This window comes from Carboxylicivirga agarovorans, from assembly GCF_050589845.1.
Classification (GTDB): domain Bacteria; phylum Bacteroidota; class Bacteroidia; order Bacteroidales; family Marinilabiliaceae; genus Carboxylicivirga; species Carboxylicivirga agarovorans.
Genome location: NZ_JBNGPA010000002.1, coordinates 117,508 through 139,624 on the forward strand (window position 1 = coordinate 117,508; position 22,117 = coordinate 139,624).

12 protein-coding genes are annotated in these 22,117 nt (G+C 40.6%); all 12 read left to right on the forward strand.

Annotated features, from left to right (window positions below):
- The first annotated feature begins 35 nt into the window (after positions 1-35).
- The 12 genes from ACRD69_RS02630 (at position 36) to ACRD69_RS02685 (ending at position 22,095) form a co-directional block, all read left to right on the forward strand.
- Positions 36-197 (forward strand): hypothetical protein, encoded by a 162-nt coding sequence (locus ACRD69_RS02630; RefSeq protein WP_430813512.1) that lies wholly within the window; start codon positions 36-38, stop codon positions 195-197.
- 236 nt (positions 198-433) lie between these two features.
- On the forward strand, positions 434-595 hold the full coding sequence (locus ACRD69_RS02635; protein WP_430813513.1) for a hypothetical protein: 162 nt from the start codon (positions 434-436) through the stop codon (positions 593-595).
- 152 nt (positions 596-747) lie between these two features.
- Entirely contained in the window at positions 748-2,295 is a 1,548-nt protein-coding gene (locus ACRD69_RS02640) for an arylsulfatase (RefSeq protein ID WP_430813514.1), read from the forward strand.
- A gap of 163 nt (positions 2,296-2,458) precedes the next feature.
- Positions 2,459-3,916 (forward strand): DUF1254 domain-containing protein, encoded by a 1,458-nt coding sequence (locus ACRD69_RS02645; RefSeq protein ID WP_430813515.1) that lies wholly within the window; start codon positions 2,459-2,461, stop codon positions 3,914-3,916.
- Positions 3,917-4,084: 168 nt separating this feature from the next.
- Positions 4,085-5,515, forward strand: coding sequence for a DUF1254 domain-containing protein (locus ACRD69_RS02650; RefSeq protein WP_430813516.1), 1,431 nt, complete (start codon positions 4,085-4,087; stop codon positions 5,513-5,515).
- 428 nt (positions 5,516-5,943) lie between these two features.
- Positions 5,944-6,111 carry a hypothetical protein gene (locus tag ACRD69_RS02655; RefSeq protein WP_430813517.1) on the forward strand — a complete coding sequence of 56 codons (168 nt, stop codon included), beginning with the start codon at positions 5,944-5,946 and terminating at the stop codon, positions 6,109-6,111.
- Positions 6,112-6,346: 235 nt separating this feature from the next.
- A complete protein-coding gene (locus ACRD69_RS02660) occupies positions 6,347-7,951 on the forward strand; it encodes a tetratricopeptide repeat protein (protein ID WP_430813518.1) in 1,605 nt (534 codons plus the stop codon).
- A 551-nt stretch (positions 7,952-8,502) separates the two neighbouring features.
- Positions 8,503-16,059, forward strand: coding sequence for a S8 family serine peptidase (locus ACRD69_RS02665; RefSeq protein ID WP_430813519.1), 7,557 nt, complete (start codon positions 8,503-8,505; stop codon positions 16,057-16,059).
- An 83-nt stretch (positions 16,060-16,142) separates the two neighbouring features.
- Positions 16,143-16,568, forward strand: coding sequence for a DUF4625 domain-containing protein (locus ACRD69_RS02670; RefSeq protein WP_430813520.1), 426 nt, complete (start codon positions 16,143-16,145; stop codon positions 16,566-16,568).
- A gap of 250 nt (positions 16,569-16,818) precedes the next feature.
- Complete coding sequence (locus ACRD69_RS02675; protein ID WP_430813521.1) at positions 16,819-19,731, forward strand: SusC/RagA family TonB-linked outer membrane protein; 2,913 nt, start codon at positions 16,819-16,821, stop codon at positions 19,729-19,731.
- Positions 19,732-19,743: 12 nt separating this feature from the next.
- Positions 19,744-21,180: a RagB/SusD family nutrient uptake outer membrane protein gene (locus ACRD69_RS02680; RefSeq protein WP_430813522.1), complete on the forward strand. Its 1,437-nt coding sequence runs from the start codon at positions 19,744-19,746 to the stop codon at positions 21,178-21,180.
- A gap of 3 nt (positions 21,181-21,183) precedes the next feature.
- Positions 21,184-22,095, forward strand: a complete 912-nt coding sequence (locus tag ACRD69_RS02685) for a Calx-beta domain-containing protein (protein WP_430813523.1) — start codon at positions 21,184-21,186, stop codon at positions 22,093-22,095.
- Positions 22,096-22,117 lie beyond the last annotated feature (22 nt).

Sequence of the window (22,117 nt, forward strand, 5' to 3'; positions counted from 1 at the left end):
TGTAAGTTTTAGTTATTCAATTAAAAATTAGAAAGATGAAAAAGTTAAGATTTTTATTCGCAGCGATGGCCATAGTAGCCAGTATGAGTTTGGTATCGTGTAGTAACGATGATGATCCACAACCCGAACAGCCGGTTCAACCTTTACCGCCTGAGCATGTTGAGCAGCCTTTACCACCTAATATTGAACCTCATTAAATTACATCATTCTGATATTTATGGATAATATCTGAGTTTACACTTCCCTTCATCAATTGATGAGGGGATTTGTGTTCATACCTGCATACAGGCATCTAGGTGTAACACGTAATTTGTCATGTTAAGGCATGCCCTCATAAGAAGCTGCTGCATACCCTGCATCTTTGTAGTGTAAGTTTTAACCCGTATTTCTGATGCATATTGCGGGTTCATTATCCACTTAAAAAATTAGAAAGATGAAAAAGTTAAGATTTTTATTCGCAGCAATGGCCATAGTAGCCAGTATGAGTTTGGTATCATGTAGTAATGCTGATGATCCACAACCAGAACAGCCTGTTCAACCTTTGCCACCAGAGGATATTGAGCAGCCCTTACCACCTAATATTGAACCGTTTTAAGTGAGGGAGTGATGATGTACACTGTTGCATTTTAGCCCGGATGTTTAAAAAGGGGTAACTAAATGTTAATAAGTAACAGCATTAGAAATTCCTATTTAGGTATTATGTTAGCATATTTATAAAGTTTTAATAATCACCTCAAAACATAAGTTATGAAAACGAAAGTATTAACAATATTGACCATGATGCTCTGTACCACCTGGGCCTTTGGTCAAAAGCCAAATATTGTGGTTATCACCACAGATGATGTTGCTCCAATGGATATATCAGCCTATCACAGGGGATTGGGGGCTGTTGAAACGCCAAACATTGATAGAATAGCTAAAGAAGGTCTGATGTTAAGTGATTTTTACGCGCATCCGAGCTGTACTGCGGGTCGTGCTGCATTTATCACTGGTCAATACCCTATTCGTACCGGACTGACTTCTGTAGGTCAGCCTGGCTCACATTTAGGCATGCAGGCCGAAGATGTTACACTGGCAGAGTTATTAAAGGACAAAGGTTATGCTACCGCTCAATTTGGTAAAAGTCACGTTGGTGATCGTAATGAGCACCTGCCAACCGTTCATGGTTTTGATGAATTTTTTGGCGTGCTTTATCACCTTAATATGATGAATCAGCCCGAACAGCCTGAATTTCCCAAAGATCCCAATTATCCGGGACGTCCGCGTAACGTATTGTACACAAGAGCCAGTGATGTGGATGATCCGTCTGTTGACCCTCGTTTTGGAAAAGTAGGTAAACAAACCATTGAAGATCGGGGAACACTTTTTGCTAAACGTCAGGAGACTTTTGATGATGAGGTGTTGGAAGTATCTATCGATTGGTTAGAGCGTACTCAAAAAGAAGGGGACCCTTTTTTCTTGTGGTTCTGTCCGACCCGCATGCACCAGGAGATCTTTGTGAGTGATGAGTGGGCCGGTAAAAGCGGGCATGGTAAATATTCCGACGGGCTACTGCACATGGACTACCTGATCGGTGAATTGTTAGATAAGTTAGATGAGATGGGCGTTGCTGAAAACACGATTGTTTTATTTACATCTGATAATGGTGTTAACCTGTCTCACTGGCCAAGTGCCGGAGCAGCCAGCTTCAGAGGAGAAAAAGGCACAACATGGGATGGAGGTCTACGTGTACCAATGCTGGTTCGCTGGCCTGGAAAAGTGCCTGCTGGTGAGTATAGCGGGGAATTATTTACCTGTGAAGACTGGTTGCCGACCATAATGGCAGCTGTTGGGGAAGACAATATTAAAGAAGAGCTTAAGAAAGGGAAAAAGGTAAATGGCAAGGAGTATAAGGTGCATATTGATGGCTATAACCAAATGGATGTACTAACCAAAAACGGAAAATCTAACCGTCGTGAGTTTTTCTTCTTTGGTGAAAACGACTTAAATGCTATCCGTGTAGATCAATGGAAAATACACCTGGCAACCAAAGACGAATGGTTAAAGGGACGCGAAGTATTACCTGCCGGTATGATTATCGATATCAAGCTTGATCCATATGAAAGATCTATCGATGCACCAGGTCATTTCTTGTGGATGAAAGAGAAAACCTGGGTATTGCCTCAGATAGCGGCTCCAATTATTGAGTTTGGAAAAAGCATGGAAGAGTTTCCTCCTCGTCAGGCTGGATCAGGCCTTGGAATGAACGCTATCATGCAACAAATTGAAAAGGCTTCATCGCAAGCCAACGAATAATAAACTAATAACAAAATGTCGGGTACCCATGGTATCCGACTTTTGTTTTTATAACTAAGGGATTCACGTAGAATAGCAATTTAAGGTTTCCCCTCTGACAGTCAGACCCATTTCACTGCATCTTTGTAAGGTAAACTTATTGAAGAACTTAATAGTTAGAATGATGAAAAAAATAATAGTATTAACCGGACTTGTTGGTTTGATGACAATAGCTTGTAATCAAGGTATCTCAGAAAAAAAGCCAACCAATACAATTCTTGACCAGGTGGCACAGCAGGATGATCCTGTGGTAAGCATAGCGCCAAATGCCGAAATTGCAGCTCAGGGGTATTACCTGGATGCCAAAGCTATGGGAACCATGGCTTACCAATGGGGGTATGCTATGGTACGAATGGAACAGGCCATGCGTGATTACATTGATGTGCCAAATCCTAAGCCTGCCACCAGTTACAGGGCACCACTTAACGAGATCGGATGGGCCAGGCGTCTGCCAACAGCTAAGGATGAGGACATGCCTACAGCCAATAACGACACCTACTATATGAGTGCCGTGGTTGATTTAACAGAACCGTATATCTTGGAAACTCCTGATACGGATGGGCGCTACTATGTGGTTGACGTTTTTGATATGTATCATACATTGACCGAATACATTGGTAAACGCAATACAGGTACCAAGGCACAAACCATTGCTTTAGTACCTCCGGGATGGGAAGGACCTTTACCAAAGAGCGTTGATAAAGTAGTGAATGTTCGTACACCTAAAACATGGTTATGGGGACGTATTCACGTTTTGGAAGGAGAGGATGTAAGCAAGGTACATGCTTTGCAGGATCAGTTTAAATTAGCAAGCATCAGCGAGTATAACGGAAAAGCTGGCGTGCAAAAAACAAGCACTTTGCCTGAAATGCCTAAGTATCCTGTAACAGATACCTTACGCTTTTATCGTTACCTGGCTTTTGCCATGGAACAAAATCCGATACTTGACGAAGACAGAGCCTTGGTAGGGCAGTTAGAGCGAATTGGGATTAAGGATGGTCAGTTTAATGAGAGTGTGTTAAATCCTGCCCAGTTAAAAGGATTGAAAGAAGCAGCATTGGAAGCACCACTAACCATTTTATCAACCATGTATTCCTCATCAACAGAAATGAATGGCTGGAATGTGGCAACCAAATTGGATAATTACGGTTTTGATTATGGTTTTCGCTCACTGATCGCCGGTCCTTACTTAGGAGGCCAGGGTGAAAAAGAGGCCATGTATCCGATCCGTTATACCGATAGCGAAGGACAGCCCACAACAGGAACCCATAGTTATCGTATTCGGTTTAAAGAAGAACCACCAGTAAATTCGTTCTGGTCTTTAACGCTATATAAGGCTGATACCAAGCTGTTTTGTGATAATGAGCTTAACCGCTATAAGTTTAGCAGTGAATCGGCTGGCTTAAAGAAGAATGCTGATGGCTCTTTTGAGATTTTGATACAGAATGCAAAGCCTGAAAATACCGATAACTGGTTGCCTGCTCCTGAAGGAGGTTTTTATCTGATATTGCGGGTTTATGAACCGCATGAGGATATCATCAACCTAAAATATGAGTTGCCTCAAATGGAGAAGATTAAGTAACAGATATTTAAATTATCAGAGATTACCCTGCAAGCTCATTTGCAGGGTATTTTTTTGTACTAAGGGAAACACTTAATTACATCTTCTTTGTGTTTCCCTCTGTCGTACCTGATCGATTGTGACCAACTTTGAAGAGTAAACTTTTATTAACCATTAATATTTCATGATATGAAAACCAGATATCTTATATGTATAGTCCTGGCAATAGTAACAGTATTGACAGGCTGTCACCAGGAAAAAGATGAGACAACAAGAGAATTCACCTTTGATTCTTTAGAAGAGCAGGTCATCTATCAGCGTGCCTTTGAAGCTGTGGTTTGGGCCATGCCTGCAACAGCGATCTATCGCCTACGAGAAGGTTTTATGGAACTGCCGGGCGTTGATAACAATGTGGTGATAGCCTATTCAGCACCAGCCTTATCGAAACATAAAGCCATTACAGCCAATACCGCAACACCTTACATTACTGCTTTTACCGATTTAAGAAACGGACCGGTTGTACTGGAGATACCAGCAGTTAGTGAAAAGGCCAGTTTATACGGACAGGTGGTGGATGCCTGGCAATCGACCATTGCGGGCGTTGGTCCTTCAGGTGCCGATAAAGGTAAAGGTGGAAAGTATTTATTTATTCCTCCCGGTTATACCGGTGTATTGCCAGCATCTGGTTACTACCCGGTTCAATGTACTACAAACCGTATCTCATTGGTTTTTCGCTCAATAAGGGGCGAGAATGCCACTGATGATGATGCGTACCAGTATACGCAGACCATGAAGATGTATTATTTGGGAGCTGAAAGCACCGAAACAAAGTTTGTTGATGGGCTACCTCACAAACTGGAAACATTGCCCCGCTACGATGAACGAGCACTGGAAGATATCCACGCCATTTTTAGTGTTGAACCGGTGTTGGAACGCGATAAAGTAATGATGGGCTTATTGTCAACCATTGGCATTGAAAAAGGCAAGGCTTATAATCCAACGCCGCGCCAGGTGGAGCTGTTTAGAAAGGCCGCCAGGGATGCTTATGAATATATGCACAATTTAGTGTCTGATCACCATAATGAAGGTTTGTACTGGGAAGACAGAAACTGGAGTTTTGTAATGCAGACCGATGATGTTGACGGCTTTGACTTTATAACAAAAGAGCAAATAGAGATTGACAAGCGGGCTGCAGCCTGGAGCTTCTTCACCTTATATCCGCAGAAATTAGGCGAACGTCCGGCAACGGTATACCTGGCACCAACAGCCGATTCGGAGGGACGCCCGCTGCAAGCCGATAAACTGTATAAAGTAAGGGTTCCAAAGGATATACCAGCCAAACAGTTTTGGGCCATCACCATTTATGACGATGCTACCTGGGCGTTTATTGATAATCCATCAGGGCGTTCAGGTCTGGGCTTATTTAATACACCCGACATGCAGATGAATGAAGACGGTAGTGTGGATGTGTATTTTGGACCGGAAGCACCAGAGGGACTGGAATCCAATTGGATACCTACTGCCGGAAAGAAGCCATACGTTTGGTTACGTTTGTATGGACCCGATGAAGCTTTCTGGGATAAATCATTTGTAATGCCAGATGTGGAGATGGTGAAGTAAGAAATGAGCTGGTGAAATACTAAGAGGCTGCCTATAAAAGAATACAAAGTATATGGGATTTATACCATTGCTTTGCGTTCTTCGCGTTTCTCTTCTTTTGCGTTCTTTGCGGGAAATAATGATATCAATCGTTACTGAACGATGTTAACTACGTGTATCACCTAATTATTAACTATACGTTTTGCCCTCATAAAATGAGCCTGTCAATCCACCATCTTTGTAATGTAAGTTTTAACCCGGATTATGTATTGGAACTTTGTAATGAGCATTGAAAGAACTATACAACAAGGCTTTACTGAAACGAGGTATAGCATCGTTCTGTTGAGTTGAAGTAAAACAATGAAGCGTATTGTTTTGAAGTTATTTCAATGCGCAATAGGATTTCTGATACATGTTACGGGTTCATTATCCACTTAAAAATTAGAAAGATGAAACGAGTTAGATTTTTATTTACAGCAATGGCATTAGTAGCCACAATGAGTTTGGCATCATGTAGTAATGATGATGATCCTCAACCAGAACAACCGGTTCAGCCTTTGCCACCGGAAAATATTGAGCAACCACTTCCAGAAAATCCGGAGGTGACACCATTTTAAAGTTTTCATCCCAATTCAAGTTTACACTTGAATCCCTTTATCCCTGTATGGTAGCGTGCAGGGATATTTTTTATAATGTTGAGAGTTTAAAAAGGGTAAAAACAATTGAGTTTAAAATGTCAAAAAGCAAGGTTATTTTTTATTCGTGATTACAAATGATATATTTGTTCTCATTCTCTTCTTTTTTAATCGCCCTTGGGGAAACTTTAGATTTATCAATTTAAAATATTGACAGATGAATCGTGTACTTATGGTATTCGTATTTCTGATGGCATGTATACTGGCATCAGGCAATCAATACAAAGAAGACAGTCTTAAGCATGTATACAAGTCATTAGAACAGGATAGTGCCAAAATAAAAATACTTTGGCAGTTGTCTGATAATACGGATAACTACATTAAAGCCATTGAATATACTCAGGAAGCCCTTGACTTTATAAATGATAAAGGCATTGATGATATGCAGGCCAGGGCTTATTTTAAGCATGGAGCTAATCTTTTTTTGCTAGGCTCATATGATGAGGCTCTGGATTACTTTATTGAGTCAATTAAAATAGCCGATAAGCAAGGTGATCAAATGCTTAAGATGAGAACCTTGAATAATATTGGTACCGTTTACGATCGTATAGGAAAATACGATGAGGCATTGGAATACTATATTAAATCGATGGATGTGTACCAGCAAATGAATGATGATGCCCGGGAGAATGAATCAAACTGGCTGAGTTATTTATATGGTAATATTGGATGTATCTATCTCACCAAAAATGAATTTACCACTGCAGAAACTTATTTGCTAAAAGGATTAAACAGATGCATTAGTGCAGACAATGATCCTGTAAAAGGTGTGCTGTATAATAACCTTGGCAAGTTATACCTGACAACAAAAGAATTTGATAAGGCCTATGACTATCTTAACAAAGCATTGATATTCAGAAAGAATGTGGGTAATAAAAACGATATGGTCAAGTCTTACTTCTTTTTAGGTGTCTATTATTTTACAATAGAGGATTATGACAATGCAAAAGTTTCCTTGGAAAATGGATTGCATCTGTCAAAGGAGATAGGAACGATCGATTGGACAAAGTGGATCTATAAGTACCTTTATTTACTGCATAAAAAACAGGGAGAGGTCAATAATGCCCTGCGGGCACACGAGCATTTCAAGGCGGCTAGTGACAGTCTGATGAACGAAAAGACTATTTCGGATATTGCCCGTATTCAGATGCAATATGAGTATGAAAAGAAAGAACAACTGAAAGATGCCAGGCAGCAGCGTATGCGCTTCATCTATATCCTTATTATCTCGTTCTTTATCTTTACTACTTTGATAATAGGACTGTTGTACATACTTGCTAAGAGCAGATCAAGACGTACCTTGCTTGAAAATGAGCGACTGGAAAAGGATCTTGAGTTGAAGAACAAAGAATTAACAACCAATGTCATGTACCTGCTCAAGAAGAATGAATTTATGAATACAATCTCCAATCGTCTTCTCGATTTTAAGTCACGGCTCAAGGGTGATAACCGCCAGACTATACTTGAAATTGTCAATGAGTTGCAGACGGCGGCAGATGAGGAAGTGTGGGAGGAATTTGAAATACGTTTCCAGCAGGTACACAACGATTTTTTTGATAACCTGAAACAGGTGTCGCCCGAGTTATCTCCCTCTGAATTGAAGATATGTGCTTTTCTGCGTTTAAATATGAAAACCAAAGAAATTGCGGCTATTACGCATCTGAGTATACGCACCATTGAAGTTACCCGCTCCAATATCAGGAAGAAATTAAATCTTACGCACTCAGACGTTAATTTGATCAGCTATTTAAATGAGCTATAAACATACGACCAGATCATAAAATGCATGTTCATAATTGGGCATGCATTTTTTTTGCTTTCTGCTGATGTTATGCATGCGGAAGTGCTTGTTTGCACTACTTATTGAGTTGCCTTTTTAGCTTACCCGGGGTTGTTTTCAGGTCATTCCTTTCAATATTTCATTTCTTCTTCAAAGATTTATTAAAAGCCACAAAGTGCAGTGAGGTAGTTCTTTATGGAGTTGTGTGATATAAAAACTGTAGTGTTTAGAGTTGTTTTGCAACTTATACTGTAGTACCTGCAGAGGTTTTACTGTGGTTCTTTCTTGTTGGTTTCTTTTGGGCTTCAGGTAACATTGCGCAAACAACGATTCAAAGGATATGTGGTATGTCGAAGTCAGAAAAGATAATTCCGGAAGATGAAAAAATAATGGAGCTAATGAAGAAGCGGGAGGAGCAAACCTCTGCTCTGAAGTCCCTATTAGAGAAACTAAATGAGAATAATAGAAAAATAATATCCAGGGAAAAGAAGAGAAACTAGTCCCACTTAGGTATTAACTAAATAATTAATAGCATGAAAAACAATTTACAGAAATTGAGAATTCTATCTCTGCTGCTTAGCTGGATGTTTATGGCATCAGCTATTCATGGGCAAAGCATAGATAACCACACCATTCCGGGTGTTCTGAGGGTGAAATTAAAACCCGAATTGCTTACCGGATTGAAAGGTATGAGTACAACTCATAGTAATGGGGTTGTAACAACTGGTATTCAGGCTTTTGATAACGCCAATCGTGTTTATTCAGTTAGTGAAATGAAGCGTGTGATTCCTTATAACGCGCGTTATGATGCCAAACACCGCAAGCATGAATTGCATTTGTGGTATGAATTAAAGTTTTCGTCTGACATTAGTCCGATGGAAGCTGCTGAAACCTATAAGCGTTTAGCTGATGTAACAGTGGCTCAACCGATTTATAAAAAACAATTGATTTCAGGTTCGAAACTTAACTTACCTGTGCCGGCTGCTGCTAATTCAGGTTCAAGCAGTTTTACAGATACTTATTTGGCTGATCAGTGGCATTACAATAATACCGGTGATGTTGCTGCAGGCGCTATTGCTGGTGCTGATATCAACTTATTTAAAGCCTGGGAAATTGAAACAGGTAAATCGAATGTTATTGTATCAATAGTAGATGGTGGTTTCCAAACCAACCATGTTGATTTGGTGGACAATGTTTGGGTAAACGAAGCCGAATTAAAAGGTGAAGCTGGTGTTGATGACGATGGAAACGGTTATGTTGATGATATTCATGGTTGGAACTTTGTGAAAAATAGTGCCAATATTGAAGCACACTACCATGGTACGCACGTAGCCGGGACGGTTGCTGCAACCAACAACAACGGTAAAGGTGTTGCCGGTGTTGCGGGTGGTTCAGGTAATGGCGATGGTGTACGCATCCAGTCAGCTCAGATTTTTACTGAAGATGGCTATACGCCAAATATTGCTGCTGCCATTATTTATGGGGCTGATAATGGCGCGGTTATCTCTCAAAATTCATGGGGATATACTTCTCCGGACACCTATGACCAGGTTGTTTTGGATGCCATCGATTATTTTATTGAAGAAGCCGGTGACTATGCAGGCAGCCCAATGAAGGGCGGTGTTGTGATTTTTGCTGCTGGTAACCAGAGTGTTGGTAATGCAATGTATCCGGGTTACTACGAGCCAACCATCGCAGTTGCGGCTATTAAAGCTGATAACCAGATTGCTTCTTACTCAAACTATGGTGACTACATTGATATAGCCAGTTATGGTGGAGATTTGGATGTAGCTCAAAATGCCGCGGTTATGAGTACTTATCCGGGAAACACTTATGCATTTCTTGATGGTACGTCTATGGCTTGTCCACATGTATCAGGTATTGCTGCCTTGGTGGTTTCAAAATATGGAAGTGATTCTTTTACCGCAGAAGACCTTAAGCAACACTTATTAACTGGTGTTCGCGATGTTGATAGTTTCAACCCTGATTACGTTGGTAAATTAGGTTATGGTATTTCCGATGCTGTATTGGCTTTAGCTAACGACGAAGGCATTGCTCCAGATGCTATTCAGAACTTAGAATTATTAGGCTTAGGTCAGGATTTCGCTGATTTAAAATGGACTGTTCCTGCTGATCAGGACGATGCTCAACCTGTAATGTTTGAAGTGTATTACCATACTGCTAATATTACAAGTGAAAACATCAATCAGGCAGATAAAGTTGAATTAAAATCAAAAGCAGCTGCTGATGCGGAAGTATTGCAAACAGTTGAAGGACTGGATGCCACTACAACTTATTATTTTGCTGTTCGTTCAATCGATCGTTGGGGCAATGTTTCGGAGTTATCAAATAGTGTAAACGGTACAACTAACGAAGGTCCCGACATCCATGTTGAGGAAGAGTCAATTACTGTTACTGCCGATGCATTAGTGTCACCAATTGGAACCGGTTCATTCACAATCTTAAACCAGGATGAAGGAATATTGGAGTGGAACGGTATGGTACGTCACACAACCAATCGTTTAAGCTCTTATAGCAGAGATGACTATGCATATCCGAAGGTGACAGCACGTACATCAGCCACTGAAATTGGTATGTTTAAAGTGTTTGATGTAGCGCCATTAAACAACTTGCCAATTCAAACAAGTGAGGTTTCAATGGCCAGTGAATACAATGAGATTCATTATGGAATTGAGGGTTACAATTATATGATTGGTGACATCGATACCACCATTACCAACTCGGCGGCAACACGCTTTTACGTTGATTCTATTAATGGGTTTAACCTGACATCTGTACAAATGTTCCTGGAGCACCGCCCCATTACCGGACCGATGATAATGGAGATTTATGTGGGAGAACAATTGCACAGAAATAACTTAACGGCTGTTGTGGAGTACAATCATAACGATGCGATGAATCGTTGGCATACTATCCGATTAGATGAGCAAATATTTATGGAGCATGGAACTACCTTTTGGACTGTGATTCACGTTCCGTCTGGTAATGAGTTCCCATTGGGTATTATGCAGGAAACCAACCAAGAGTATTCAGATAATTGTTTTATGAGTTTTGATGTGGGCACCACATGGGAACCTTTAGCTCCACTTATTGAAGACGATAGATGGGTATGGTCTATGGTGGCTAACAGTTCCAATACACACCTGGGTAATTATGTCACTTTAAAGCCTGCGAATGGTAAAGTAATTGGCAATGAAAGCCAGGTGGTTGAGCTTGAAGTGGATGGTACTTACCTGGCTAATGGGTCGTATAACTCAAACGTACTGATTAAGTCAAACGATAAGGATGAAAAAGAATACCGTGTTCCACTTTCATTTACCATTGAAGGACACAATCCGGTATTAGTGAATGAGAAGATCATTGACTTTGGTACGGTGTTCTATGGTCATGAGAAGGAATTAACCTTCTATGTTGAGAACCACGGTTATGGTAACTGGGTACGAAGCAGCATAACATCTTCTGATCCTCAATTTGTAATTGACAGAAAACCTTATAGTATTAAAGCACGTCAATCAGGTTCTTTCACAATTATTTATACACCTGATGGTTCCGGTAATGATAACTCAACCATTACCATGGAGGATAAAAAAGGTAATGTACATACCATCAATTTATTTGGTGTAGGTATTACTCCTCCTGAAATGGAAGTGAGTCCCTTAACACAAGATGCCGGCACCATTAATGTAGGTGAAGAAACAACTGCTTCAGTAACCATTGCCAACAATGGTGAATACCCATTGGATTATGCAATGCCATTATTCGCCAATGATATTAATATCGAGAACGTTGGCCGTACCCATAAATATGGTTACGTGTATGAAACAAACCTCGATGGTGATCCGGCTATTGCCTATTACTGGGAAGACATTGCCGCTACAGGTAATGATTTATCAGAGTTTTTCAAGGTCACCACCAATAGTTATTATGAGGTAGGTCTTGGTTTTGAATATTTATTCTACGGTCAGGGCATTGAGAATATGTATATAACCAAAGCTGGTATGCTCTCTTTAACCAATACCAGAGGATATGCCAACTGTAGTCCGCCAAAAGTTGATGGTTGTACACCTGATGGTTGGATATCAGCTGTTAACCTGAAATTTGAATTAGCCAAAGGTGGAAGTATTCATTATGAAAATAAGCCTGGCAAATTAGTGGTTCAGTACACCGATGTTGTTTTAAAAATTGCGAACAGCATTAACGAAAAGGTAACGTTCCAGATTGTTGTTCATCAAAATGGTGACATCGACTATATCTTTAAAGATATTGAGAACATGGATAGTTATAGTCGACGTTATCTGATGGTGGGTGTAGGTGATATTGGAAATGAGGATCCATTCCTAATCACTGGTCGATATACATCAAGTGACTACATCCGCCTAAGCATTGTTAACGAAACCATTTTCCGTTTAAAGTCGCCGGGACAGCGATTAGTGAAAAAAGTTTCTTCTGCCCAGGGTGTTGTTAATCCGGGAGAGTCAGTTGATATTGAATTAACCATCAATACCGATGGCTTATACGAAGCTGATATGTTCCAGAAGTTAGCTGTGGTCAGCAATGATCCATTTAATAGCCTGCAGTTTTTTGAGGTGACCACCAGCATTGTAGGTGGAGAAGCCGATTTGTTCTTATTAAACGAGAGCATCGATTTTGGTAGCATCTATCAAGGTGGTACAATTAATGCCATGGCTGCCATTAAAAATGGGGGTACCAAGGGTGTTGACATTACGGCTGCAACCTTACAAACAGGAGAGAACTTTACGATCACTGGCGAACTGCCTTATGCCTTAAATGCCAAAGGTACCTTCTTTGTTCATGTGTCATTGAATACCGATACTAAAGGTTCTTTTGAAGATGTATTAACCTTTGAAACAGGAGATGGAGAAACCTACCAGGTGAACTTAAGTGGTGAAGTAACTGCTGCTCCGGGTATCGCTGTAGACGTAACACCAATTACAGAAACCTTAAATGCCGGTGAATCCATCAACAAAACCATTAGCGTAACAAATGATGGGGAAGCTGACCTGGATGTGCTAACTCATAGTACCGATTGGTTATATGCCAATAAGATCTCAGCAGCCAGCAATGATCACATTGTTCAGGACTTTACTTATTCAGCTATGACGACCAATATGGATGGCGGACCTGCTTATTCATGGGAAGACATTGTAGTGCCTGGTGAAGGTATTAATGGTGGAAATTACTGGTTGGAAGTTGATCCGTTCTGGTATCCGATTGAGTTGCCATTTGAGTTTACTTATTGGGGGGAGCCAACCAATAAAATTTGGGTAAGCTGGGAAGGTGTTATTACCACCAAAGAACCAACACATTCGCCCTATTGGATTTTGCCAAAACCGTTCCCAACGGAAGATGACTTGAACTCATTGATTGCACCATTTTTTGGAGCACACAGTGAATCTAAATTACCAGATTGGCCTGGCTATGATAAAGTGGGTGTATTCCATAAAATTTATGATGACCGCATTGTGATTACATGGTCAGAATATGTTGATATGTTCACCATGGGTTCTCCATTTAGTTTCCAGGCCATTTTATACAAAAATGGAAATATCAAGTTCCAGTACGACACCGAAATGCGTAGTTACGTTTCGGCTGGTATCCTGGGCTTGGAAAATCATGATGGAAAAGAAGCGGTACAATTAATGTCTTATGCTAAATTCATCGAGGATGAAATGGCCATCTCATTTGTACCAAGTACTAAACATGTGGTAGCACCTGGTACATCGGTTGATATTGATGTAATGTTGGATGCCACTCATCTGAACAAAGGTGTATATGAAGGTAGTTTGTTGATTGAGTCAGATGCACCAATGGAAGAAGAAATGGCTGTACCGGTAACTTTAACCGTTGAGGGCGAAGCTGGTTTATCTACTGTAGATGGCTTGCATTTTGGAGACATTATTGCTTACCAGCGTCCGAATGATTACGAGTGGGTAGATGTTATCTATGAAAAGTCATTTACCATTGTAAACGATGGCCATGATGTATTGACACTGAACATGGTGAACATGCAAAACGGTACCACGGCTGAGCTTCAAATGGAAAAGGTTGACTGGATGTGGGGTAACAAATTCTGGGCACCTTTATCACCATGGGATTTCCCATTGGAGATTGTACCCGGTCAAAAGAAGGAGTTCAAGTTGGTAATAGCACCAAATGCAGAAGAATATGAAATTGACGATAATGTTCAGATCTTCTCTAACTATCCTGGCGACGAAGTGCTGATTCCTGTTACGGCAAGCGTTAAGTTACCTGCAGTATTCGAGTATCCAAATGAAACCGTTTCTTTCTTAGCAAATACAAAAGAAAGTACAGGTTCTGAGACTGTAACTATTTCTAACGCCAATGGTTTATCACCATTGACCTACGATATAACATTCAACTTCTCACGTGCAGGAGCTGAATCAGAAATGGCGGCTGCAAGTTTAATGAATAATGCTTCTGAAACATTGCCGATTGAAATGCAGCAGCTTGAAATAACACCTGAAGCGGCCAATAAAGTGGCTCCATATGCTGATGCCTACAATAGTGTATTAGAATACGTAACTGGAGAAGATGCCGAAGGAGCTGTTGGTTTTGGTGAAGACAGAGCTTTAATCGCTGGTATCTCATTTACTGCTCCTGCTGAAGGATTTAACTTATCACATGTAAAAACCTGGTATAACTATCAGACTATATTAAACAGTACTGTGAAAGTTGAAATTCGTGCCGGTGGTGGTGATGTGTCTGTTGCTCAAATTCTTTATAGCGAAGACTTTACAGTCAATGTTGATGAAGCTAATGCACAGGAAAAAGGCGAATGGATGACCTTTAAATTAGCTGAAAATCAGTTGTTCTACCCGGGTGAGGAGTTTTATGTACTTTTCCATTATCAAGAGGGTGTTGGTTATCCGCAGGGAATACATAAGGGCATTGAGCAAAAGGCAAAACGTTATTTTATGAGCCTGGATGACGGTTGGTATGACCTGCAGTTGCAAAATGGTTTTGAAACTTCCGGCTGGGCCATGAAGGCATGTGAAGAGACAGCAGCTGATATTTCATGGGCTAAGCTTGATGGTGAGTTAAGCGGTGAAGTGGCCGTTGGTGAAACACTTGACCTCAAGATTGACTTCTATGCCGCTAACGCGCAAGAAGCTGATAACAACGGTAACATGGTAATTACTACCAATGATCCAATGAAAACATCAGGTACTGTGCCATTATACATGCGATTAAATCAAGGACCTGAATATGATGTAGAAGGCGGTATGTCTCATATTGTTAATGAGAATGAAACGCTAAGCATCAACATTACAGGTAGTGATTATGAAGGCGATGCTTGCACCTATGCTTTGGCCGAGGAGTATACCTTTGCAGAAATGAGTGTTAATGGTGATGACCTTCAATTATCAGTATCTCCTGACTATGAGTCTGCAGGTGTTTATACTGTTACGGTAAAAGGTACAGATGTTCACAATAATGTAAGTACATGTGAATTATCCATTGAGGTGGCTAATGTGAACCGTACACCAGAAGTGCTTACTCCAATTGAAGATACAGAGATTGTATTGGAACATGGTATTGTAGAGTATAACCTGAATGACTACATCGCTGATGCAGATATGGATGACCTGGTTTTCGATGCCACAGGAACTGATGCAAGTCTTCTGGAGCTATTCTTATCGGAAGATCGTATGATTATGGAACCATTAATGCCAGGAACTTCAACTGTTACTGTTGTTGCAAGCGATATTGAAGGCGCTTCTGTAAACCATACATTTAATGTAACTGTTATTCACCGCACCGGTATTGATGAGCTGGAAGGAGCCCGAATTAGTACTTACCCTAACCCTGTTGCAGACTTAATGACGATTGAGTGGGATCATTCTGTTCTTAAAGAGGTTAGCTTCCGCCTGGTTAATATTACGGGTGATGTTGTGCGTGCTGAAGAAGTTGCTGACTCAATGGGCAAACATCAAATGGTAGTTGATGATCTGGCCAATGGTATTTATTTACTGGAGATGATTTCGGAAGGCGAAAAGCTGGTTAAGAAAATTGTAATACAAAACTAAAGGTGAGTCAATAATGACTCTGTACCGGGATTTCGTTCTCAGGTCGTACGATTCCCGGTGCATTTAAGCTAAACAGATAAATTATGAAACGATTATATAATTTGTGGGTAGCATTGCTAGTGCTGATGTTACTCTCATTTGCCAGCTGTTCAAAAGATGAACCGGCTGACAACACTCAACCTACAGCCGTTATACTAACGCCGCTTGAGCAGGATGAATTTATACGTGGACAATCACTCATTTTCAATGGTGTTTTTGAGGATGACAGGAAATTGTCGCATGTTGAGATATCAATTGCTGAGAATAGTTCTTTGAAGGGTTTTGATACGCCATGGGAAGCAACTGAAGTAATAGAGCTAATGGGGAAGTCCACAGAGATTAATGGATACGAACTTTTCGATGGTGAAATACCAGCAGATATTATGTCCGGAAACTATAGTCTGAAAGTATTGGTTGTTGATAAAGCTTTAAATTTCAGTAGCTATAACGTAGGAATAGTCATCGAATAGTTAAATCTGTAAAGGACAAATAAAAGAGGTTGCCCGAACATTGAACAGGTATGTCATATAGCGGTCATCAACATTCAATGCAGGGTTTTTGTATAGCGTTCGGGCAACCTCTTATTAACCTGAGTTCGACATTAAATTTCAACCTCGGGTTATTAGCCCCATTCATTGCGCAATTGAAAGCAGTGAAAAGGATTAAAATAATTTCCTGCCCAAGTCAATAAATAACTTTTTCAATAAATTAAATCTATCTATGAAACGAATATTTTCTTTCATGGTGGTGCTTCTTATGGCCGTTTTTGTAGCTAATGCTCAAAACAGGACCATCAATGGTACCATAACAAGTAAAGATGATGGAGCTACCTTACCGGGTGTTTCAGTCTTTATTAAAGGCACAACAAACGGAACCGTAAGCTCAATAGACGGTACCTATAACATAGTGGTGCCCGATAACCAGAGTGTTCTGGTCTATTCATTTATAGGAATGCAAACCCAGGAAATACCGGTTGGAAATAAAACAACCATCAATGTAGTGATGCAAAGCGATGTTACTGATATTGATGAAGTGGTGGTTACTGGTTATGGCATTAAGAAAAAAGGCACTTATACCGGTTCGGTTGAGGTGGTTAGTGCCGATAAAATAGAACAGGTGCCGGTTGCCAGTTTCGATCAGGTGCTGCAAGGACAGGCCCCGGGTGTGGTGGCAGTAGGTTCTTCTGGGGCACCAGGGGCACCAGCTAAAATTCGTATTCGCGGATTAAGCTCAATCAATGCCTCCAATGATCCATTATACATCATGGATGGTATTCCTATTAATGCATCACAATTCAGCTCTTTAAACCAGAATGATATTGAAAGCATCAATATTTTAAAAGATGCCACGGCAACATCTCTTTATGGATCCAGAGCATCTAACGGGGTAATAGTCATCACCACCAAGCGTGGAAAAAATACTGAACGTACAGAGTTTACCTACAGAGGTCAGCGTGGTATCAATGCCATTGCCAGGGATAATTTTGAAATGATGAATACCTCCCAAAAGATTGCTTATGAGGAAGAAATAGGACTGAAAACCTACACGCCTGAGGAGAAGCTGGAACTAATGAAGATAAATACCGACTGGCTGGATGTGGTATTGCGCGATGCCAGTACAATAACCCACGAGGTGACGGCACGTGGTGGTAATGATAAAACACGTTTTTATATGTCCACCGGTTACTATTACCAGGAAGGTATCCAGCATCGTTCCGATTTTGAAAGGTACACATTCAGAGTAAACCTGGATAATAAACTGTCGGACAAAGCCAGCCTTGGAACAAATTTCACCCTTGGTTACGAAAAGAACAGTAACACCATTACAGCGGGTAATAACGTATATAACCCAATCTTTTCGGCGCGATTGTTAAATCCGTATTTACGTGCATATAACGATGACGGCAGCTACAACAATGAAGGTTTGCCCTGGGCCAATCCTATTGAGCAGCTGGAGCTGAACGACAATGATAACAATACACTAAAAATTGTAGGTGGTGTATTTCTGGATATTGAATTATTAAAAGGCCTTCGCTTTAAAACCAATGTAGGGGTTGATTTCTATGACTATACCAGTAATGCCTACCTGAGTCCTGAGTCGGAGTGGGGGGCATCACCCAATGGAAATGTTAGTCGTGTGTTTAGCCGTAACTTCAGAATTACACCTACCAACACCTTAACCTACAAGTTTAAAATAAGGGATAACCATGATGTCAGTATCCTTGGTGGCCAGGAACTTATACTTAATAACTACGAGACCTTCAATGTATCAGGTAAGAACATTCCTAATGATAAGCTGAAAGTACTGGGTGTTACATCAGAAATTGATGCTTGGGGAGGTAATAAACAAGATTATTCAGTGGCGTCTTTCTTCCTGAACACAAGTTATAACTACAAATACCGCTATTTGCTGGATTTATCCATTCGTCGTGATGGCTCATCGCGTTTTGGAGCCAACAATAAATGGGGAACATTCTGGTCGGCAGGTATCGGATGGAACATCCAGGAAGAAGCTTTTATGGCAAATGTTCACTGGATTGATCAGCTTAAGTTACGTGCCAGCATAGGAGAGACAGGTAACTACAATATAGGTAATTACCAACACCTTGGCTTGTTTGATTATACCACATATATGAATCAGGGAGGAAGCTACCTGTCGCAGCTTGAAAACCCTGATCTGACATGGGAGAAAAAGAGTAAAATGAATGTTGCTCTGGAATTAAGTCTGAAACAACGCTATCGGATGAAGGTTGACTTGTACAATGAAATCACAACCGATATGTTGTTCAGTGTTCCTTTATCGGCTACAACTGGTGTTGGTTCCCGAATTTCCAATATAGGGGAAATGGGTAACAAAGGAATAGAATTCGAGCTGGACGCAGATATTGTCAAGACCGGCAATTTTCTTTTTAACTTCAATATGAATGTGGCCTATAATAAAAATGAGGTATTAAAATTATACGGTGATACCGATGAGATTGATGAGGGAGGCTCTATCATTCGAGTGGGAGAATCTTATGGTACCTTTTACATGGTAGAGTGGGCCGGTGTTAATCCTGCCGACGGCAAAGGTTTGTGGTATACCAAAGATGGGCAGGTGACTGAAACCTTTAACCAGAATAACCGAAAGGTACTGTCTGGTAAATCATATTTACCTCCGCTGTCAGGCGGTTTCACTTCGACTTTTCAATATAAAAAACTGGCTTTAACAGCATTTTTCTCGTGGATGAAAGATAAGTGGATGATTAATAATACCCGCTATTTTATCGAGTCTAACGGTATGTTTGCCAGTTATAACCAAAGTATTGAAATGCTTGACTACTGGAAAGAGCCGGGTGATATAGCCCGTAATCCACACCCCAGATACAGTGCTTCAGACAACCAGTTTGATACCAGGCTGCTTGAAGATGCTTCATTCTTACGCCTAAAGAACCTTACCCTATCCTATGATATGGGAGATGATTTCTTTAAATGGCTCAATTTATTTAAGTCTGCACGAATCTATATACAGGGTCAAAACCTGTTCACTTTTACGAAATATACCGGGATCGACCCTGAGTACTATGGGACCAATGAATTAAACATGTACCCGCATGTTAAAACCTATACACTTGGTCTTGATCTAGGATTTTAAAAAACTGATATGATGAAGAAGATATTTCATATTTATATACTTGGACTAATGATGGTCTTTGTTGCCTGCGATGGATTTCTGGATCAATTTCCACATGATGCCATTTCAGACGAAAATGTGTTGGAAACTGAGCAGGATGCTCAGGTGTTGCTTAACGGTATTTATGCGCGGTTTAAAAGCAGTTCATCCTATAGCCGCTACCTGACCAACCTGCCCGATATTATGACTGACGCGGCGTTGGCTTCCACAGGATTTACCAACCAGATGGGCGGCATGTATGCCTGGAATATCACTCCGGGTGGAAGTGAGATAACAGGTATCTGGAACAATCATTATTTTGGCATTGCCAACGCTAATATTTTGCTTGGTGGCATTGATGAGCTAGAAGGTAATGAAGATAACTTAAACCGTATAAAGGGTGAGGCTTTAATTACCCGTGCGCTTTTTCACTATAACCTGGTGCGTTTATTTGGTCATGCTTATAACAGTGAAACTGCTGACTCAGACCTTGGAGTACCTTATATGTCGGCTCATCAAATTGGTCAACCCAAACGGAATACAGTTGCAGAGGTTTATACTAATGTAATTGCCGATTTAAGTGATGCGATAGCCATTATGAGTGATGCACCAAAGGTCGACCACATGTACTTTTCTTCGCATTTTGCCAATGGGCTTTTAGCAAGGGTTTACATGGATATGGGTAACTACGACCAGGCCATTGAACATGCTTCGGAGGTGATATTTGAAAGTGGTTGCACCCTTGAGGAAGGTGAGGCTTTTGAGCTGATGTGGTTAACTGATACCGGTCGTGAGATCATTTGGAAAGTAGGTTTTAGTGCCGATGATTACGGTGCAAGTGTTGGTTATAACTACTTTAACAGAAATGACATTGAAAACGGGAAACCGCAACCTGATTATATTCCCGCCAATTGGCTGCTGAATCTTTACAATCAGTCTGATGATATTCGTTTTAACACCTACTATATCGAAACTGAAACAGACTGGGGATGGACTGGTTACCTGGTTAATAAATACCCGACCAACCCTATGTTTGACCAGCAGGGTGTCAATATGCCAAAGCCAATGCGTCTGGCCGAAATGTACCTGATTAGGGCAGAAGCCTATGCAAATATTGCCCAGTATGAGTTGGCTCGTGCAGATATTGATGCGCTGCTTCAAAAACGAATTGCCAATCATCAGCCCACTAACCTGACAGGGCAGGAATTGATTGACTTTATTTATGATGAGCGTAACAGGGAGCTGGCATTTGAAGGTTTTTACTGGTTTGACCTTAAGCGCCATGGAAAAGGTTTTGAGCGTGTACCGCAAGAACATACCTATACAGCCAATGACCTAAAAATAGAATCTGATGATTATCGCTGGCAGTGGCCCATACCAATTTCAGAAATTAACGGTAACGGCAATATTGAACAAAACACAGGTTATTAAGCAATGGAGAAATTAATTATGAATACATATATTAAAATAGTCGCCTTTATTGGTTTACTAATAGGATTGGCAGCTTGTGAATCCAATGATGTAAACCTGTTCAATGATAAAGATGCATTCTTCGCATTTGAAGAAGAAAACCTGAGTATAAGTGAGAACACAAGTGAGGATCTGGAGATTTCGCTCTATATGTCCAGTTCTGATCCTGTTGGTGACCTGCAGGTTGAAACAGATACAGAAGGTATTACTAATCCGGCCATTGAAGGGGTGGACTACATCCTTAAGTCGGGCAAAACAGTTACTTTCAATGGAGAATGTTATGAGAATGTAGTTGTTGAATTAATTAATAATGATGTGCGCGATGGTAAAAAGCAATTTTATATTGTAATGAAATCGGCTAGTGTACCTGCATCACTGGGTATGGCCGAAGGCAAAAAATCCCGCATACTTGTTAATATAACCGATGATGAACATCCGCTGGCAGCACTGTTTGGTGAATTGAATGTGTTTGAAAGAACTATTGAACCAAAAGAGTTTAACTATGAGGTTAATATTTCAGGTCATGAAGATGCTGATAAAGCTGTTTTGACCGGTTTATGGGATGTGCCTCAACCGTTAATCTTACAATTTAATTATGAAACCAACGAGGTAATTATTCTGCCCAACCAGGTATTCACAAGTGTTGATGTTGGTATTCCACTGGACTTTACAATAAAAGGATGGAATTGGGCTCCTGATGGCTCAAACCGTCTTCAGTTACATGCAGAAGTGATTGGAACATTCGACATCGAAAAAGGAGAAATAGAGTTTCCTAACGGTTACTTATTACAATGCTCCGGACCAGAAGAAAGTCAGTATATAGGCGGTATTTGGGCATGGACCGTGCAGGATTACTGTAAAATGACCAAGAATTAGTTATTCCCTTAAGTTAATAAAT

What these genes read in the sequence shown, in the direction of transcription:
- ACRD69_RS02640 (WP_430813514.1), top strand. Translation starts at nt 748, where the DNA reads ATGAAAACGAAAGTATTAACAATATTGACCATGATGCTCTGTACCACC.
- ACRD69_RS02665 (WP_430813519.1), top strand. Translation starts at nt 8,503, where the DNA reads ATGAAAAACAATTTACAGAAATTGAGAATTCTATCTCTGCTGCTTAGC.
- ACRD69_RS02655 (WP_430813517.1), top strand. Translation starts at nt 5,944, where the DNA reads ATGAAACGAGTTAGATTTTTATTTACAGCAATGGCATTAGTAGCCACA.
- ACRD69_RS02675 (WP_430813521.1), top strand. Translation starts at nt 16,819, where the DNA reads ATGAAACGAATATTTTCTTTCATGGTGGTGCTTCTTATGGCCGTTTTT.
- ACRD69_RS02670 (WP_430813520.1), top strand. Translation starts at nt 16,143, where the DNA reads ATGAAACGATTATATAATTTGTGGGTAGCATTGCTAGTGCTGATGTTA.
- ACRD69_RS02635 (WP_430813513.1), top strand. Translation starts at nt 434, where the DNA reads ATGAAAAAGTTAAGATTTTTATTCGCAGCAATGGCCATAGTAGCCAGT.
- ACRD69_RS02680 (WP_430813522.1), top strand. Translation starts at nt 19,744, where the DNA reads ATGAAGAAGATATTTCATATTTATATACTTGGACTAATGATGGTCTTT.
- ACRD69_RS02645 (WP_430813515.1), top strand. Translation starts at nt 2,459, where the DNA reads ATGAAAAAAATAATAGTATTAACCGGACTTGTTGGTTTGATGACAATA.
- ACRD69_RS02650 (WP_430813516.1), top strand. Translation starts at nt 4,085, where the DNA reads ATGAAAACCAGATATCTTATATGTATAGTCCTGGCAATAGTAACAGTA.
- ACRD69_RS02660 (WP_430813518.1), top strand. Translation starts at nt 6,347, where the DNA reads ATGAATCGTGTACTTATGGTATTCGTATTTCTGATGGCATGTATACTG.
- ACRD69_RS02685 (WP_430813523.1), top strand. Translation starts at nt 21,184, where the DNA reads ATGGAGAAATTAATTATGAATACATATATTAAAATAGTCGCCTTTATT.
- ACRD69_RS02630 (WP_430813512.1), top strand. Translation starts at nt 36, where the DNA reads ATGAAAAAGTTAAGATTTTTATTCGCAGCGATGGCCATAGTAGCCAGT.